13 protein-coding genes are annotated in these 16,642 nt (G+C 56.7%); 11 read left to right on the top strand and 2 right to left on the bottom strand.

The features are described 5' to 3' along the window. Positions 1–98 precede the first annotated feature (98 nt). Together ACYQ0G_RS11215 and ACYQ0G_RS11210 are read left to right on the top strand one after the other, a co-directional pair. Positions 99–995, top strand: a complete 897-nt coding sequence (locus tag ACYQ0G_RS11215) for a peptidoglycan-binding protein (protein WP_460102581.1) — start codon at positions 99–101, stop codon at positions 993–995. A gap of 275 nt (positions 996–1,270) precedes the next feature. Continuing rightward, entirely contained in the window at positions 1,271–2,329 is a 1,059-nt protein-coding gene (locus tag ACYQ0G_RS11210) for a PAS domain-containing sensor histidine kinase (RefSeq protein WP_460102579.1), read from the top strand. Here ACYQ0G_RS11210 and ACYQ0G_RS11205 read toward each other — a convergent pair. Further along, complete coding sequence (locus ACYQ0G_RS11205; RefSeq protein ID WP_460102577.1) at positions 2,298–2,690, bottom strand: response regulator; 393 nt, start codon at positions 2,688–2,690, stop codon at positions 2,298–2,300. The two genes, ACYQ0G_RS11210 and ACYQ0G_RS11205, sit on opposite strands and share 32 nt — an antisense overlap. A 422-nt stretch (positions 2,691–3,112) precedes the next feature. Here ACYQ0G_RS11205 and ACYQ0G_RS11200 point away from each other — a divergent pair, with 422 nt between their 5' ends. The 9 genes from ACYQ0G_RS11200 (at position 3,113) to ACYQ0G_RS11160 (ending at position 15,923) form a co-directional block, all read left to right on the top strand. Next, a complete protein-coding gene (locus ACYQ0G_RS11200; RefSeq protein WP_460102575.1) occupies positions 3,113–6,607 on the top strand; it encodes a CHASE domain-containing protein in 3,495 nt (1,164 codons plus the stop codon). 99 nt (positions 6,608–6,706) lie between these two features. Continuing rightward, positions 6,707–7,075 (top strand): response regulator transcription factor, encoded by a 369-nt coding sequence (locus tag ACYQ0G_RS11195; protein ID WP_460102573.1) that lies wholly within the window; start codon positions 6,707–6,709, stop codon positions 7,073–7,075. A 308-nt stretch (positions 7,076–7,383) separates the two neighbouring features. Beyond that, on the top strand, positions 7,384–9,375 hold the full coding sequence (locus ACYQ0G_RS11190) for a TonB-dependent receptor (protein ID WP_460102570.1): 1,992 nt from the start codon (positions 7,384–7,386) through the stop codon (positions 9,373–9,375). A gap of 84 nt (positions 9,376–9,459) precedes the next feature. Continuing rightward, positions 9,460–11,085: an FMN-binding glutamate synthase family protein gene (locus ACYQ0G_RS11185; RefSeq protein ID WP_460102568.1), complete on the top strand. Its 1,626-nt coding sequence runs from the start codon at positions 9,460–9,462 to the stop codon at positions 11,083–11,085. A gap of 190 nt (positions 11,086–11,275) precedes the next feature. Next, positions 11,276–12,118, top strand: a complete 843-nt coding sequence (locus ACYQ0G_RS11180; RefSeq protein ID WP_460102565.1) for a cytochrome c oxidase subunit II — start codon at positions 11,276–11,278, stop codon at positions 12,116–12,118. Then, positions 12,115–14,220 (top strand): cbb3-type cytochrome c oxidase subunit I, encoded by a 2,106-nt coding sequence (locus ACYQ0G_RS11175; protein ID WP_460102564.1) that lies wholly within the window; start codon positions 12,115–12,117, stop codon positions 14,218–14,220. Before ACYQ0G_RS11180 ends, ACYQ0G_RS11175 begins: the two co-directional genes overlap by 4 nt. Beyond that, positions 14,217–14,843 (top strand): cytochrome c oxidase subunit 3, encoded by a 627-nt coding sequence (locus ACYQ0G_RS11170; RefSeq protein WP_460102563.1) that lies wholly within the window; start codon positions 14,217–14,219, stop codon positions 14,841–14,843. The genes ACYQ0G_RS11175 and ACYQ0G_RS11170 overlap by 4 nt, the downstream gene beginning before the upstream one ends. Next, positions 14,840–15,220, top strand: coding sequence for a cytochrome o ubiquinol oxidase subunit IV (locus tag ACYQ0G_RS11165; protein ID WP_460102561.1), 381 nt, complete (start codon positions 14,840–14,842; stop codon positions 15,218–15,220). The genes ACYQ0G_RS11170 and ACYQ0G_RS11165 overlap by 4 nt, the downstream gene beginning before the upstream one ends. Before the next feature lie 7 nt (positions 15,221–15,227). Then, positions 15,228–15,923: a YoaK family protein gene (locus ACYQ0G_RS11160; protein ID WP_460102560.1), complete on the top strand. Its 696-nt coding sequence runs from the start codon at positions 15,228–15,230 to the stop codon at positions 15,921–15,923. Between the two features lie 29 nt (positions 15,924–15,952). On the opposite strand, the gene ACYQ0G_RS11155 is transcribed toward ACYQ0G_RS11160, so the two are convergent. After that, positions 15,953–16,633, bottom strand: a complete 681-nt coding sequence (locus ACYQ0G_RS11155) for a DUF4396 domain-containing protein (RefSeq protein WP_460102559.1) — start codon at positions 16,631–16,633, stop codon at positions 15,953–15,955. Between the last annotated feature and the right edge of the window lie 9 nt (positions 16,634–16,642).

Here is a 16,642-nt window from a genome sequence, read left to right as displayed (position 1 = left end):
ATGACCGCCTTTGGAAAGCGGCAATTGGTGGGACGCAAGACGACAGCTCAATTAGTCAGGCGCCCTGTCGTCATGGTGCGATGAGGCTCCCAATAGAAATGAGCGATCTGCTTGGCACCCATCAGGAGGCCAGTGCGCTCGCGCGCTTTTTCGATGTTCCCACTGCTGCGGCAGGGCCGAGCCCCGCCACCGAGGACGCTTCCCCCCCTTTGGCCGAAACGGATATCCGCAGTGGCCCCATTCTTCCGACCGTATCCGGGCCGGGGCTCGGCTTGGATGCCGCCTCCTCAACGGGCCCCGCCTCGAAAGCGTCCTCCATCAGCCTTCCCCTTGGTGGTCTTGGCGCTAATTCCGGGTTCACCGGAATACTGCAAGCTGCCGCAAAGCGCAGCGGCCTTCCTGCTTCCACTCTTGCTGCCATCGTCGATGCCGAAGCGGCCAAGCGCCCCGATGGCAGCTGGAACCTGATGTCGCGCAACCCTCGTTCCAGCGCGGCGGGACTGGGCCAGTTCCTCTCGGGTACCTGGATTGGCATGGCCCAGACGCCCGGAAACTGGCTTCACGACGTTGCGCGTGAGAAAGGCTGGCTCAACGGGAACGACCGGGTCAAACCGGCCGCTCGGGGTTCGCTGCTGGCATTACGTTACGACGCACAGGCCTCGATCAACAGCATTGCTGACTACGCCACTTCGAATATCAATACCATCCGCCGCGCTGGGGTGAAGACGGCCGAGGATCCGCATGCTCTCGCCAAGATCGCATATCTCGGCCATCACTTGGGGCCTGGCGACGCGATCCGTTACCTCAAGGATGGTTTAAGCGAGAGCCGCGCTGCGCACCTTCTCAAGGCACAGATCGGCTCGAGCCGTGCAGTCGAGACCATCAACCGAACCGGCGACGCCGCAGTCGCGCACCGCGACTGGCTCAACAGCTATATTGCTCGGAAGATCCGTCCCGATCGGTTCGCAGCTTTACTATCAGCGAACCGTAGCTAGGCTAGAGCTTATTGTGGCAGCCAGATATGGCCTATTAGCCGAGCTCGCCATCACCTGAACGATGCAATTTCAGGTGAAAGCGATTGGCGATGACGGCGGGCCGTGATCGAAGCGTGCCAAACGCTGCCGGAAAGATCGTTTATCTCCGCTCGAATGTAGCGTAGAGACTAATAACCAAACGAAAATATCCGATCCAGCACCCAGAAGCTCGGCCGACACTGACTACCACTGCAAAAGGGATGCGTGCTGCCGGGGCCCCCGAAGGAAGACGCTGGATGGTTTACGACACGCAAGGAAGATACGGACTTACCTGGAATGTAACGCCAGATATGCTTGGGGTCCTGTGTGAGAACGGTCGCTTCGAAGCGACCAATCCGGCTTGGGAGAAGACCATTGGCTGGACCTCCAAGGAAATTGAGGACCGGCCTTTTTTCGATTTCGTTCACCCGGACGATATGGAAATTACCGAAAATGCGTTCGTGAAAATCAAGACCGGCGAGCCGATCTTGCAATTCGTCAATCGCTATCGCCATAAGGAGGGCGGTTACCGTTGGCTTTCGTGGAACTGTGTTCCGGAAGGTGGCAAATATTACTGCAGCGCCCGCGACATCACTCAGAATGTCGAAAACAAGAGCGCGCTTGCCGATAGCGAGGAAGAGGCGAGACTGCGGGAGCAGTTCATCGCTGTTCTTGGTCACGATTTGCGGAACCCGCTCGCCTCGCTGAAGGCCGGTTTTCAGATCCTTTCGCGCGAGGGGGAACTCAGCGCCCGCGGCGAAACGGTGATTGATGCCAGCACCCGGACCATTTCGCGCATGGCGCGTCTGATCGACGATCTGATGGACTTTGCGCGCACGCGACTAGGTAGCGGGCTATCCCTTGACATAGCCGACGGTGCCGATCTGGCACCAGCGCTTGAAGCCACTGTCGAGGAAATTCGATCCGTCCATAGCGAGAGCAAGATCGTAAGCCGGATTGAACTGGATCGGGATGTACCGTGCGACGTCTATCGCATTTGCCAACTGGCTTCCAATCTTGTCGCCAACGCAGTCACTCATGGGAACAGCGACGGCACCGTCACACTATCGGCGCGCACTTCGGAAAATGGTCTGGCGATCGATGTGACGAACCATGGCGAGACAATCCCTCAACGGATAATCGATCACCTTTTCGAACCCTTCGTGCGTGAAGAAGTGTCACCCTCTCAAGAAGGTTTGGGGTTGGGGCTGTTCATCTGTTCTCAGATCGCCCAAGCCCATGGCGCAGATCTAAAAGTAAACTCTGTCGACGGAGTTACGACTTTCAGTTTTCGGCTGCCTGCCCAGAATTCGTAGGGCAGTCTTCTTCAATCTCCACCAAGATATGTCCGATCTGATAGGGCTTGGAATGGAAATGAGAGCCCGGGGGTAGCTTCGCAGGACAATCCAGAGACTGACCCGAAGTCACTATAATGCACGCTTCAGGCATCTCCCGCCTGACTTCATGCGCCAGCTCTATACCACTCAACCCGCCAGGCATGTCGACATCGGTAAACAAAATCTGGATGGGGCCCTGGTTTTGAATTACCTCCATTGCGTCTTGAACGCATCCCGCCTCTAGCGTTTCAAAGCCTGCTGACTGCAACTGATCCACTGCATCCATCCTGATGAGCGGTTCGTCCTCTACAACAAGGATAACTCTGGACCCGCTTAACATTAAAATTCACTCCAACGATAGTTGGCCCGCATTTCGGATACTGGGTTAGTAACTGCAATTCACCATGTTCGATCCAAATAAAATTTTAAATACCATTTTCGAAGAATAATATTTCCTTCAGGATTACTTTCACCTCCACCAAAGTTAGAATGTCTTATTATTCTCATCGCCTGATAGCGGTGGCATTTGCGCGCACCCAAAAGATTATCGGCTCTTTTGCTCGTATCTTCGCAGCGAAACGCTCGACAGGTTGCCCGAGCCATTGACCAATTCCCACAACTGAATCTTAGTTCGGCTGAGTTCGGTCGGTGCTCGGGTTCACCCTCACACGCTCGATCAAGTGTTTCGTTGGGCCAATGACCTCTTGCGGCCTCACGCAACTGGCAAATAGCGCAATAAAGTAATATCAAGCCATTATACCCATGGAGAACATCGAGCCAAGAGAGGCCCAGACGAAGGGTGCCGGGCTGCTCAGACCATCAGTCTGGCGCGACATAATTCTGCTGGCTATTTGTTATTATATCGCCGGCCGCATCGGCATCTCGCTTGCCGTACCTCCTGGTTACGCAACGATCATATGGCCCGCTTCCGGAGTGGCCTTATGTGCTTTGCTGGCTCGAGGGTCTGCAAGGTGGCCGGGCATCTGGCTCGGATCCTTCGTTCTGAACGCAGTGGTTGGTATTGACAATGCGATGCCTGGGCCTGCCAACTGGCAGGTGTTCGCAATCGCAGCAGCCCTCGCTTCGGGTGCGGCGCTGCAGGCCCTAGTAGGCTTTAGTATTGCTTTACGCTTTGCGGATGACGTTGATCTGACGGATTTCCGCAGAGTTGGGCGAGCGATATTTGTAGTCATCGTCGTTCCATGCCTCATCGCTCCGACAATCGGGGCGGCCACCCTTTTGTTTTCAGGCGCGAGTGGATTGGACATGGCGTGGTCCAACTGGTCGACCTGGTACATGGGTGACCTGTTGGGTGTGCTCCTAACCCTGCCCATCCTCCTTTTTTCAAGTCGTTCACCAGTTGCAGTGCGCTGGAACGGTCAGCTTCTGCGAGAGATACACTCGCTGGTCGCTCTCAGTCTCGTAGCCACCCTTCTCCTCACCTTTTACGCTTGGAAGTTCATATCCGAGCAGGAATACGGACGGGCGAAGAGTTCCTTTTCAACAATGGCTTCCAACAGTGAAGAAGCTCTGCGCCATCGACTTCAGATCTATCAGACGGGGATGCAGGGCGCCGCCGCTTTCGTGGCGAGCAGCGATAACGTTACACCACCCGAATGGCGCGATTATATCGACCGTCTCGACCTAGCACGCGCTTACCCGGGGATGCGTGGTATCGGAATTTTCGAGCAAGCCGAAGATGCAGACATTCCGGCTTTAGCTGAAAAACTCCGGCTGCAGTATGGTGAACAGTTCAGAATTCATCCGCAAGTCCAGCGCGAACCGCATTATATTATCACTCGCATCGAACCGCTCTCCGCCAATTATACTGCACTCGGACTTGATCTTGCCTTTGAAGAAGGACGAAGGGAGGCAATCCTTCGTTCGCGAACGCAAGTTAATGCGGTCCTGACCCGACCTGTGGTTTTGAGTCAGGATGATAAACAAGGCGCTGGCTTCCTGCTGGTCCTTCCAATCCGAGATGATCGCGGCACGCCAACTGACGAGTGGATTTACGCTCCCTTGGTGGCTGAGGAACTATTTGCATCGCTCACTCCTGCGCAAGAAAAAGACTTTGCGATAGAAGTTTACCATGGCAGTTTAAAAGGCATCGGCGAACCACTTTACCGTTCGGCCAGCGCTGTTGAGAACCCTAAATTCAAAATCGAGCGCACGATAACATTGGCTGGCCAGCCGCTAATTATTCGCTGGACCAGCCTGCAACCTTTCGTCGAGCGCAATTCGTCCAGCGGTGCGGCAATCGCTGTGGGCGGTGGCCTTGCGATCACCTTGCTACTTGGCCTGCTACTAATCACATTCTTGCGCCGTGAAAATTTCGTGTTCAACGAAGTTGAACGCGCAACTATCGAGCTTGCAGAGCAGAACCGGATGCTCGAACTTGCCGAGGCAACGGCACATATAGGTCACTGGCGCCTGGACATTATAGAAAACAGCATTCGCTGGTCTGACGAGGTCTTCAGGCTACATGGTATCGAGATCGGCCAACCTCCCGAGCTCGAACATGCGATCGACCTCTATCATCCCGATGATCGAGCTCGTGTGGAGCAATCGCTCACCACTGCCATTGAGACCCGTGATCCGTACGAGTTGAGAGCAAGGCTCCTTGTCAAAAGCGGCGAGGTAAGAAATGTTGAAGTTCGGGGCCAGGTACAGACAGACCAAGAGGGGGAGGTGATAGCCGTTTTCGGTGTTATCATTGACCGCACCCAAGAAACTATCATGCGCGAACGGCTGACCGAATCAATCGAAGAGGCTCGCGCTGCAGACCGGGCCAAAACAAGCTTCCTTGCCAATATGAGTCACGAAATCCGGACTCCGATGAATGGCGTGATCGGCTTCACTGAACTCGCCCTATCAGCCGAAAAGAACCCTGATCAGAAGCGCCGTCTGCAGATGATTGCTGATTCCGGCAATGCGATGCTTCGCTTGCTAAACGACCTCCTCGATTTTGCGAAGATCGAGGCCAAGCAGATGGCCATTGTCAAGGAATCAACCAGTCTCTCCCACGCGCTACGCAGTTGCCAGCGCCTTATGGAACCGGTTGCCCGAGGCCAGGGCCTTGACCTAATTCTCGAAATCGATCCCGACATTCCCGAGCGCATAATGATAGACAAGATGCGGCTTCGGCAGATCGTACTCAATCTTCTAGGCAACGCCCTCAAGTTCACCGGCGAAGGCGAGGTGACTCTCTCCGCCGCAGTAGATCCGCAAGATCCCCAAACGCTCACGATAGCAGTAAAGGATACGGGCATCGGCATTCCGGACGATCGCCAGGAAAGCATTTTCGGAAAATTCACACAGGCCGACGATACCACTGCGCGGGAATATGGGGGCACCGGCCTGGGTCTGCCGATCAGTGCCGAACTTGCCGAACTTATGGGTGGAAAGCTCACGGTACGAAGCGCCCCCAGAGCAGGATCGACCTTCACCCTCTCGCTGCCGTTGGAGAAAGGCGCAGCAGTTGTAGATACGCGGCTCGGGTCGGATCCGGAGGAAGAAGCCCCGCGGGGCCGAAAACTAACCATCCTTGTTGCTGAAGATAACCCGGTAAATCAGGAACTCACCATGGCGATGGTCGAGCGAGCGGGTCATGAATGCGAACTGGCACGAGACGGCCGTGAGGCAGTCGACATGGTAATCCAGGGAGAAAAGGAAGATCGGCCTTTCGACATGGTGCTGATGGACATGCAGATGCCTCGACTGGACGGGATCGAGGCGACACGCACTATCAGGACGGCAGGGATTGACGCCGAAAAGCTGCCGATCCTGGCGATTACGGCCAATGCCTATGCCGACGACATCAAGCGCTGCGAACAGGCGGGAATGCAGGCCCATCTAGCGAAACCCCTTAGGTTGAAATATCTGCGAGCTGCGATTTCCGAATGGTCCCCGCTGACCGATAAGACCCTCGAGTCAGCCCCCCCGGAGAGCCCCACAAAAGAAACCCTCGAGCAGCAAGTCGACCCGCGCCTGCAAGCCATGTTCGAAGAACGCTTAACGATCGCCCATACTGCCATCGATCGCGTTCTGCACAAAGGCTCCGCGACCGATAAAGAGCGAAATGACATAGCCGATATCTTGCACCAGATTGCGGGAGTAGCTGCCTACTTCGGCCAAGAAGCCTTAGGCGCGCTTTGCCGGGCGAAATCGCATGAGCTGAACGATTCCTCCACGACCGACCAAACTTTAGCCCTTTTGACCATTGTCCAGGAACAACTGGCAATCTCGTTTGGTTAATATATTACTAATACAAGCCTTAATCTTCGGGTGTCCCAATATGGGAGGCCAGGGCCTACCGCCCCGAAAAGAACGATTTTGCTGTCGCAGGGGAATAACATGGCTGAGATCCTAGTTGCCGATGACGATCCAATTCTCGTCGAGATTCTGAAATACAGGCTCGAAGTTGCGGGACATTCCGTTACCGTAGTTTCCAACGGCGAAGACGCCTTGTCCGAGGCGCGTGAGAACCGCCCTCACCTGATCGTGCTTGATTCGACGATGCCAGTCCTTTCCGGTCCCAAAGTGCTCGCTGAACTCAAGTCAGATCCTGACCTTTCAACCATCCCGGTCGTTATGCTGACAGCACGGGATGGCGAAGAGGATGTGATTGCGGGCCTTCAAGGCGGAGCGGCGGAATATCTAACTAAACCCTTTGTCCCTCAGGAATTATTGGTGAGAATCTCCGGTCTCGTCGAAACGGTCTGATAATTACGGTCTCTTCTAGCGCGCCGAACCTATCGCGACTTGGCGCAGCCGTGATCCACGAGAAGTTCGAATATCATCAGATTAATCTGAAGTACCGTATCGACGCGATCCCTTTCCGCTAAGACGGTGGCTTCGCGCACACTCCGGCATTTCCGCCGGCTGCTTCAGGGGCCGTCCCGGACAGAATTCCTAGAGAAACACGAAGCCTTTGCTAGCGCGAACGGATCGGATAGGCGCAGCCACGACAGGGGATGATGATCGTGGCGAGATGCAATTCAATTAAGAGACAGCTTTTTTTCGGGGTATGCGTGCTTTGCGTATTACCCGCGCCGGCCTCTGCGCAGGAAGGCAATGACACTAACGGGGAAGACGAACCGCCGGTCATCGTCGTAACTGGCGAAGGCCTACCCCCTCCCCAATCGAGCGTTGCCTACGCCGCCGAAACAATTAGTCGCAAAAAGTTGGTCACGACCGCGTCCGGGCGCCTTGAAGACGCACTCGCATCAGTTGCCGGTTTCCAGCAGTTTCGTCGCTCGGACAGCCGCTCCTCCAACCCAAGCGCTCAGGGCGTCACACTTCGCGCACTCGGTGGCAATGCAACCAGCCGTGCATTGGTATTGCTCGACGGCGTACCAATGGCAGATCCCTTTTTCGGCTTTATTCCCCTCAGCGCAATCGCCCCCGAACGCTTGAGCGACGCGAGGGTTACCCGTGGTGGCGGCTCGGGGCCATTCGGTGCAGGTGCTCTTGCGGGCACTATCGAATTGACCAGCGCGGGACCTGGCCAACTTTCTCCCATCGGGGGGCATATATATGTGAACGATCGCGGCGAAACCGAAAGCGCCGCCCACCTCTCCGGTAAGCTTGGGTCTGGCTTCGCGGTAGTATCGGGCCGGTGGGATCGTGGAAAAGGCTTCTATACGGCACCGGCAGAAGATCGCGTTGCCGCTTCCGCCAGAGCTGCCTTCGACAGCTATTCGGTTCAGGCTCGCACTACTGCACCCTTGACGAATACGGTCGAACTTCAGGCGCGCGCGCTGGTCTACGAGGACCGCCGTACTTTGCGCTTCAATGGGGCTGATAGTTCGAGCACAGGACAGGATGCCAGCTTACGAGTGGTAGGTCGCGGCGCCCTCCCCTTCGATGCTCTTGGCTATGTGCAGTCGCGAAACTTCACTAACATTGTCGTCAGCTCCACGCGCTTTGTGCCGGTTCTCGATCAACGTAATACGCCATCGACCGGAGTTGGTGGCAAATTCGAAATCCGTCCTGAGCTTGGTGAAACCGTCAAATTTCGGCTGGGTACCGATTACCGTCTGAGCGACGGTCAATTGGCGGAAGTCTCTCTGAGCGCATTCAACGGGTCGGTTAACGAGCGCCGCGCTGCGGGTGGTCGGACGAGCGACCTCGGTGTTTTTGCCGAGAGCGATGTCTCGATCGGAAAGGTCATTCTTACCGCTGGAGCACGGGTGGATCGCACCACCATAAGCGATGGGTTCTACATCGCGCGTGACACCTCCGGACAGGCATTACAGACGGCATTCTATCCGCACCGCAGTGATTGGGAGTATTCTTTCCGGGGCGGCGCGATTTACGATATTGGTAACGATGTCCGCCTGAGAGGCGCAGCATATTCCGGCCTGCGCCTTCCCACCTTGAACGAGCTCTACCGCCCATTCACGGTCTTCCCCGTTACCACCGAAGCTAATGCAAGTCTCAGCAGTGAGCGGCTCGTCGGGTTCGAAGCCGGATTGGACCTGACCCCGAACGATGCCTTTCGTTTTTCTCTTACGGCGTTCGACAATCGCGTCGAAGATGCAATCGCGAATGTCACCCTTGGCCCGGTTACCCGGCAGCGGCGGAATATCGAGGAGATTTCGGCCCGCGGTCTCGAAGCGAGTGCCGACTTAAGTTTTGGCGCGCTGAGCTTCGATGGCTCGGTAGCCTACACAGACTCAGTAGCCCGCCAAACAGGTGCAACGTTCGATGGAAAGAGACCCGCACAAGTTCCCTCATGGGCTGGCAGTGGCAGTGTGCGCTACGATCTTGGTAACGGAAATATCCTCAGTGCAACGATCCGTCATGTCGGTAAGCAATACGAAGACGATCTTGAGACCGATGTCTTGCCTGCCGCCACCACGCTGGACGCTTACGGTGAATTTTCCCTCGACGAGACCCTCTCGCTAGTCGTGCGTGGAGAGAACCTCACGGACGAAACGGTAGTAACCCGGAATCAGGGTGGTTCGGTCGACTTAGGCGTGCCGCGCACTCTCTGGGTCGGCTTGAAGCTGAAGAGTTAGTGGGGAAGCACAAGGTGCAACGCACTTTACTTGCATGCGACTATCCTTACTAACCGGTGAAGCGGAGAGAAAAGGATATCCTGCATGGCGGTTCGCAGTCTGTTTGGCGACGAGAGTTTGGAAAGAAATCTCGGCCTGTGGGTTCCGCTGCTTCTCACGATCGCAACCTGCGTCCTCGGAGCCACGGTCGCGCCCGGATTCTTCTGGGCACTGGTGATCTTCGGACCGCTGCTGGCCTTAGCCGTGTGGGACCTGTTCCAAACTCGGCATTCGCTCCGCCGTAACTATCCGCTCACCGCCCGCTTCCGCTGGCTGTTCGAGGACTTGCGCCCGTTTCTGCGCAGCTACATCGTAGAGGGCCCGCTAGAAGGGCGGCCATTCGACCGCGTCTCCCGCTCACTGGTTTACGCTCGCGCGAAGAAACAGGAAGATGCCCATCCGTTCGGCACAGAACTGGACGTCTATTCCGAGGAATACGAAGCTCTCTGCCACTCGATCAATCCCAACTCCAATGCGCCGAAGCAAACCCGCGTGAAGGTAGGCACTGATCAGTGCAGCAAGCCCTATGAAGCAGCGCGCCTCAACATCAGTGCGATGAGCTTCGGGGCGCTGGGTAACCACGCAATCGAAGCGCTCAACCTCGGAGCGAAGATAGGCGATTTTTATCACGACACAGGCGAAGGCGGCCTGTCTCCCTATCACCTCAAACATGGTGGAGACGTCGTGTGGGAATTGGGTTCCGGTTACTTCGGCGCACGGGACGACGATGGAAATTTCGATCCGGAAAGCTTCCGCGACAAGGCGCAACACGATCAGGTGAAGATGACCGAGATCAAGCTGAGCCAAGGTGCAAAACCTGGGCATGGCGGCTTGTTACCAGCTGCGAAGGTCACAAAGGAAATAGCCGAAACCCGGCAGGTTCCAGCTCACGAAGACTGCCTTTCACCTCCAGGACATTCGGCCTTCTCGACGCCACGAGAAATGCTGGAATTTGCGGCGAAGATGCGTGAGCTTTCCGGTGGCAAGCCGGTGGGCATCAAGCTTTGTGTCGGGATGCCGCATGAAGTCTTCGCTATCTGCAAAGCGATGCTTGATAGCGGAATAACACTCGATTTCATCGTAGTGGATGGTGGTGGCGGCGGCACGGGTGCTGCGCCACTCGAACTGTCCGATCATGTGGGCCTGCCGCTGCGAATCGGGCTTTATTACGTTAATAACGCGCTGATCGGCACGGGTTTGAAAGACAAGATCAAGCTGGCTGCATCGGAAAAGGTATTTTCCGGTTCTTCCATCGCCATGAACGCAGCATTGGGGGCCAACTGGTGTAATGCAGCACGCGCTTTCATGTTCTCCCTTGGGTGTGTCCAGTCGCTGCGCTGTCATACAGGCACCTGCCCAACCGGTGTGGCGACCAGTTCACCGGCTCGTCAGCGCGGCCTCGTTATTCCGGAGAAAGCGCAGCGCGTCGCAAACTTCCAGTCGAAGACGCTCGACAGCCTTCACGATATTGTAGTCGCCTGCGGCCTTGAAAGTCCGGACGATTTCACGCCGCGGCATCTTCGCCAATGGAAGAACAACGCAGAAATGGTCCCTTGGTCACAGATCGTTCATGAGGTTCAGCCTGGCAAACTCCTGCACGAACCTGACGATACACCATTCGCCGAGTATTGGCACATGGCGAACCCGGACACCTTCAAACCAACGGTATGATGAGGCAACCTGATGTCAGTCTCCTTGTCAGCCAGATCATGAGGGCTTGGTGACAAGAGCGGCCTCTACCCACCGCAAGAGGGAAGCTCGGACAGGGGCATGGCTGATAACGGCAGCTTGTCTGCTGGTTATGATCGCAGCGGCCCCTGCGAGCGCTTCTTCAGCGCTTGAACAGAGCTTCTTGCAACCCATGGGACCAGTTGCCGAAGAACAATACAACCACCTTTGGCGGGTGGTGGCAATCACGATGGTTGTCATCCTTCCCGTACTGATCGGCGTGCCTCTGATCCTCTGGCGCTATCGTTATTCCAAACCGCACGGTGATTATTCACCCCAGTGGGAGTTTTCGAAAAAACTCGAATTTGCCTTGTGGGGTGTGCCGATATTGGTTGTCGCCATATTGGCGAGCTGGCTCTGGTATTCGACGCAGAAGCTAGATCCCTACGAGCAGATAGGCCCTGAGCCACTACAGGTGCAGGCTATCGGCCTAGATTGGAAATGGGTCTTCATCTACCCCCAGGAAGGCATCGCCACGGTGGACGAACTTGCCGTTCCGGTGGGCCGCCCGGTGGAGCTCACCGTCACTACCGACACCGTGATGCAAAGCTTGCTGATCGCTCCGCTAACAGGGCAAATCTACGCAATGCCCGGAATGACGACGAAGCTGAACTTTTCCGCCAACCGGAGCGGGGAAGCGGAGGGCGAGAATACGCAGTTCAATGGGGCAGGGTTTGGCCGTCAGAAATTCACCGTGCGTGCCCTTCAGCCGGATGATTACGTCGCCTGGGTAGAGCGCGGTAGCAATGGCCCAGTTCTGGACGAGGCAACCTATGCCACGCTGCGGCGGCAAAGCGTGCTGGCCGATGCGCGAGTGGACCTTGGCCTGGAGAAAAGGGCAGAGCCTATCCTGATGGAACTGGCCCATCAGGACGTGTTCAATCGGATCGTGGCGAAATATCACGGCCGCAGCGACGGATCTGCATGGGGCGGCACGGGCTTGCCTGAAGGAAGCACAGAGGGGTCAGGGCAATGAGCAATACCGTCAGCCCGATCTTCGGCAATCTGAACTGGAACGTCACGCCCTACACCGATCTGCTGCACGACGTGAACAGCAGTACCATCGTGGGCGCAGGCGCGGCCAGCGTGCTGGTGCTGGGTGCGATCGCCAGCATCGCATTGCTTACTTATATGCGTTGGTGGGGTCCGCTCTATCGAAATTGGCTGGTGTCGCCCGACGCAAAGAAGATCGGCATCATGTATATCGTGCTGGCGCTGGTGATGATGGCGCGCGGTATCATTGAGGGCTTCGTGATGCGCGCCCACCAGGCAACCGCACTGGGCACGCTGGCGCAGCAGGAAAGCGGGTTAGTTGCGCCCGATCACTTCGCGCAATTGTTCAGCACGCATGGCACGATCATGATTTTCTTTGTGGCGATGCCGCTTTTGATCGGCCTCATCAATTTTGTGCTGCCGCAACAGCTTGGCGCGCGAGACATGGCCTTTCCGGTGCTGAACCAGGTGAGCCTGGGCCTCACTGCCGCGGGCGCCGCGCTGGTGATGATCTCGCTGCTAATCGGCAAGTTCGGCACCGGCGGGTGGACCATGTACCCTCCCTACACTGGCAAAATATTCAGCCCCGGCGAAGGGGTGGATTACTGGGTCTGGGCAATCCTGATATCGGGCATGGGATCGACGCTAACGGGCATGAACTTTGCCGTCACCATCTTCAAGGAACGCGCTCCGGGCATGCATTTCATGCGCATGCCGCTGTTCTGCTGGACCAGCCTGTGCGTCGCAATCATGCTGATCTACGCCATGCCCGCGCTGACCGTGTCCAGCCTGATGCTGGTGCTGGATCGCTATGCCGATTTCCACTTCTTCACCAATGAGGCAGGCGGCAACATGATGAATTATGCCAACATCTTCTGGATGTTTGGCCACCCGGAAGTCTACATCCTGATCCTGCCCGCTTTCGGCGTATTCTCCGAAATCAGCTCCACCTTCTCGGGCAAACGGCTCTACGGCTACACCTCACTGGTGATCGCCAGCATGAGCATCGCGGTCATAAGCTTCACCGTGTGGCTGCACCACTTCTTCACCATGGGGCAAAGCGCGGGCGTAAACATCGCCTTCGGTATCGCCACGATGATTATCGGCATCCCGACGGGCGTGAAGATCTACGACTGGATGGCCACCATGTGGCGCGGCCGCGTGCGCATCACCGCGCCCATCGTGTATCTCACCGGCTTCTTCCTGCTGTTCGTGATCGGCGGATTGTCGGGCATCATCCTCGCCAATCCGTCAATCGATTATCAGGTCCACAACTCGACCTTCCTCGTCGCGCACTTCCACAATGTAATCATTCCCGGTGTTCTCTATGGAATGCTGGCAGGCATCCATTACTGGTTCCCCAAGGCCTTCGGTTTCCGCCTCAGCGAGACTTGGGGACGGCGCACCGCGCTATTGTTTGTAGGTGGATTTATCTTCACTTTCATGCCGCTTTACGTGCTTGGTCTGATGGGCATGCCGCGCCGATCGCCCACCTTCCAGAACCCCGACTTTATGCCTTGGATGTATCTTGCCGGCTTCGGGGCGGTCCTGATGCTGTGCGCGCTGGCCAGCCTCGCATGGACATTCTGTACGAGTTACCGCAACCGGCTAGCTCTGGCCGTTCCCGGCGGTGATCCGTGGAACGGCTCCACCCTGGAATGGTCCACGCCCGCGCCGGTGCCGGAATGGACGTTCCCGCGCATCCCGCAGGTGAAGGCGCGCCACGATTGGGGAGAGGCGAAGCGCGCCGGCGATCCGTGGAAGGGGCCGGCCGAATATCGCGACATCGAAATGCCTGCCGATACGGCGCACGGCCTGCTGATTGCAGGCGCATCTTTCGGCCTTGGCTTTGCTATGGTGTGGCACATCTGGTGGCTGGCCATCCTCAGCTTCCTTGCCATCCCCGCGCTGGTGGCTCTGCGCGGAATGCGGGTGATCGAGCCTAAGATCATCCCCGCCGCCCAAGTGGAGGAGGCAGACCGACGTTTCCGCCGGCAGGTTGCCAATCTCACACCAGCGACCCGCGCCCACGAGGAGACGGAACGCAATCGCGGCGTGCCGGACTTGTCGGAGTTTGCCGGATGAGCGAGAGCAATCTCTATCCTGGACTGAACCTTGGGGGCGGCCACGGCGAGGCACACGAGCAGGCCGAGAGCACCGTGTTCGGCTTCTGGGTGTTCCTGATGAGCGACCTCATCATCTTCGGAATCCTGTTCGCGTCCTATGCCTCCTATCTAGATCCCGTTGGTATGGCCGGCGCCCCCGGGCCGCAAGACCTGTTCGACATAAAGAGCGTGGCGATCCAGACAGCTTTTCTGCTGGTAGGCGGCGTTGCCTACGGCGGTGTGTCGCTGGCCGTGAAATACGAGCATGGGCGTGGCAAAGTGATCGGCTGGCTACTGCTATGCGCTGCATTGGGCAGCGGCTTTCTGTTCTTCGAGGTAAAGGATTTCATCACCCAGGCGGGTGAAGGCGGTGTGCCCCAGGCCAGCGGCTGGCTCAGTTCCTACTGGACGCTGGTTGGCCTTCACGGCATCCACGTCTTCTTCGGCATCATGTGGATTTTTGCCACGATCGGCCAGATTGTGTTTCGCGGGCTGGACGACGTAGTGAAGGTCCGCCTGTCGATGCTCGGCGTGTTCTGGCATTTCCTCGATCTAGTGTGGATCGGCATATTCAGCTTCGTGTTCCTGGTCCCTCTCGCATGACACAGCCTAACACCGGAGAGCTTGATCCCAAGGATGAAGCGGCAAGCGAGATCAGGAGCTACGCGATTGGTTTCGTGACCAGCCTGCTGTTGACGGCGGGGGCCTTCGCAGCCGTCCTGTCTGATATGCCCACGTCTTGGAAAATTATCATCGTTTGCGTCGCCGCGCTGCTGCAGATCATCACCCACCTGCGCAATTTCCTGCATCTCAGCTTTTCCGGCGAACAATCCCGCGAGGATTTACTGCTCGTTCTGTTCTCCGTCAGTCTGTTGGCGATCATGGCAGGTGGAACGTGGTATATAATGTCCGACCTGAGTGGCCGAATGCATCTCTTAGACGAAACCGCCCCAACTATGCACGAAGCGTCCGGACGTTGAACGGCACATGCGAGTGATTACCCGTAAGCAAGCCGTTTTCACTCTTAACTTCGTGGCAGGGTGGGTGGACGCAGTCGGTTTCCTCGCCTTGGTCGGCTCTGTGCAAGCCTTTCCATCATTCATGAGCGGAAACTCGACCAAGGTCGTTACCGATCTCGCATCCGGGAAGCTTTCTTTGGCCGGACTGGTCGCCGGGGTTGTGGTTACATTTATTCTGGGCACGGTGGTCGCGCGCTTGATTAATAACGGTGCCCGGTGGCGAGAAACCGCCGCCCTGTTCATGGTAGCCAGCACCCTGTGGTTAGCAACCGCTGGCGTCCTGATGGGGTGGGACGACTATATCCTCCTTATTCTCCTCGCTTTCGCGATGGGAATGATAAACCGCGCTCTGCAAGGCAGGAACGGCTTCACGGTTCATACTTTTGTCAGCGGTGCCGTCGTTGCAATTGGTTCAGATATTGCCGATGCTCTTTCGGGACGCGGCAAGTGGCGCCAAGTCCTTCTTCCCCTGACTATTTGGGGTGCTATTCTTGCTGGGGCGATCGCAGGCGGAATTCTTACGCTAGGAAAAGGGCTTTTCTTCGCGCTTGTCGTTCCTTCGCTTGCAGTCAGTTGCCTTGTGTTGATCAACGGAGCTAACTGGCTCGAAGCCCCGAGCAAAGCGCAAGATGGCCATACCAATGCTATTGAAACGCACGGCTGATGGACGCCGGCGACCCTTCGATCACCCTCTTACATTTTTTCTTTCAGTCCGACCCGGATAAGCAGCCAATTCGGGAAATAGGCGGTAGCGAAACCGGCCGTCATAGCGATTTGCATCGCTGCCCAGAACGATGGGTGGCCGGCATCAATCCTCGCCTCGAACAGAGCCGGGAACAGGATGAAATGCGCCAGCCCCATCAAGCCATACATCCCTACCTGCCAACTCGTGAGCGACAGAAAATCGGCTTTGGCAGCAGCTTTGATACCGTCAAATACCGGCAGGTTCCGCATGGGGACAATCGCAAAATACTGGAAAACAATGCCGGTCAATAGGGCAAAGATGTAATCCATGGTCCAGGTTGCAAACAGCTCTTCAGAAAAGAGCGTACCAAGACCGAAATATTTAAGGGTGCCGGGCACGTAATGCGCAAGGTTTTCGCAGATGATATCGGCCAGCGCGCAGCCCGCCCCACAATGAAGCGCTCCTTTTGCAACTGTCGCCGCGAATGGAGTGTCCTCAACCCCTTTCCGGCCATACCGGTGATAAAACCATATCAGCAGTGGTCCGGCAAACAGGGCGCACAGCGGCCAGACATAACGCATAATCATCATGGCTGAAGGATGGTGCACAATCTCCCGCACCATATAGAGAGCGCTAATTGCGCCAAACAGCAGCAAGGCGAAAGACAGTAGCTCAACCCATAACGACACAACTGCGGA

Source organism: Qipengyuania triglochinis (assembly GCF_054655615.1).
The sequence above is the reverse complement of the archived record's forward strand: the minus strand, read 5'-3'. Positions and strand labels throughout refer to the sequence as shown.

What these genes read in the sequence shown, in the direction of transcription:
- ACYQ0G_RS11215 (WP_460102581.1), top strand. Translation starts at nt 99, where the DNA reads ATGAGCGATCTGCTTGGCACCCATCAGGAGGCCAGTGCGCTCGCGCGC.
- ACYQ0G_RS11210 (WP_460102579.1), top strand. Translation starts at nt 1,271, where the DNA reads ATGGTTTACGACACGCAAGGAAGATACGGACTTACCTGGAATGTAACG.
- ACYQ0G_RS11205 (WP_460102577.1), bottom strand. Translation starts at nt 2,690, where the DNA reads ATGTTAAGCGGGTCCAGAGTTATCCTTGTTGTAGAGGACGAACCGCTC.
- ACYQ0G_RS11200 (WP_460102575.1), top strand. Translation starts at nt 3,113, where the DNA reads ATGGAGAACATCGAGCCAAGAGAGGCCCAGACGAAGGGTGCCGGGCTG.
- ACYQ0G_RS11195 (WP_460102573.1), top strand. Translation starts at nt 6,707, where the DNA reads ATGGCTGAGATCCTAGTTGCCGATGACGATCCAATTCTCGTCGAGATT.
- ACYQ0G_RS11185 (WP_460102568.1), top strand. Translation starts at nt 9,460, where the DNA reads ATGGCGGTTCGCAGTCTGTTTGGCGACGAGAGTTTGGAAAGAAATCTC.
- ACYQ0G_RS11180 (WP_460102565.1), top strand. Translation starts at nt 11,276, where the DNA reads ATGGGACCAGTTGCCGAAGAACAATACAACCACCTTTGGCGGGTGGTG.
- ACYQ0G_RS11175 (WP_460102564.1), top strand. Translation starts at nt 12,115, where the DNA reads ATGAGCAATACCGTCAGCCCGATCTTCGGCAATCTGAACTGGAACGTC.
- ACYQ0G_RS11170 (WP_460102563.1), top strand. Translation starts at nt 14,217, where the DNA reads ATGAGCGAGAGCAATCTCTATCCTGGACTGAACCTTGGGGGCGGCCAC.
- ACYQ0G_RS11165 (WP_460102561.1), top strand. Translation starts at nt 14,840, where the DNA reads ATGACACAGCCTAACACCGGAGAGCTTGATCCCAAGGATGAAGCGGCA.
- ACYQ0G_RS11160 (WP_460102560.1), top strand. Translation starts at nt 15,228, where the DNA reads ATGCGAGTGATTACCCGTAAGCAAGCCGTTTTCACTCTTAACTTCGTG.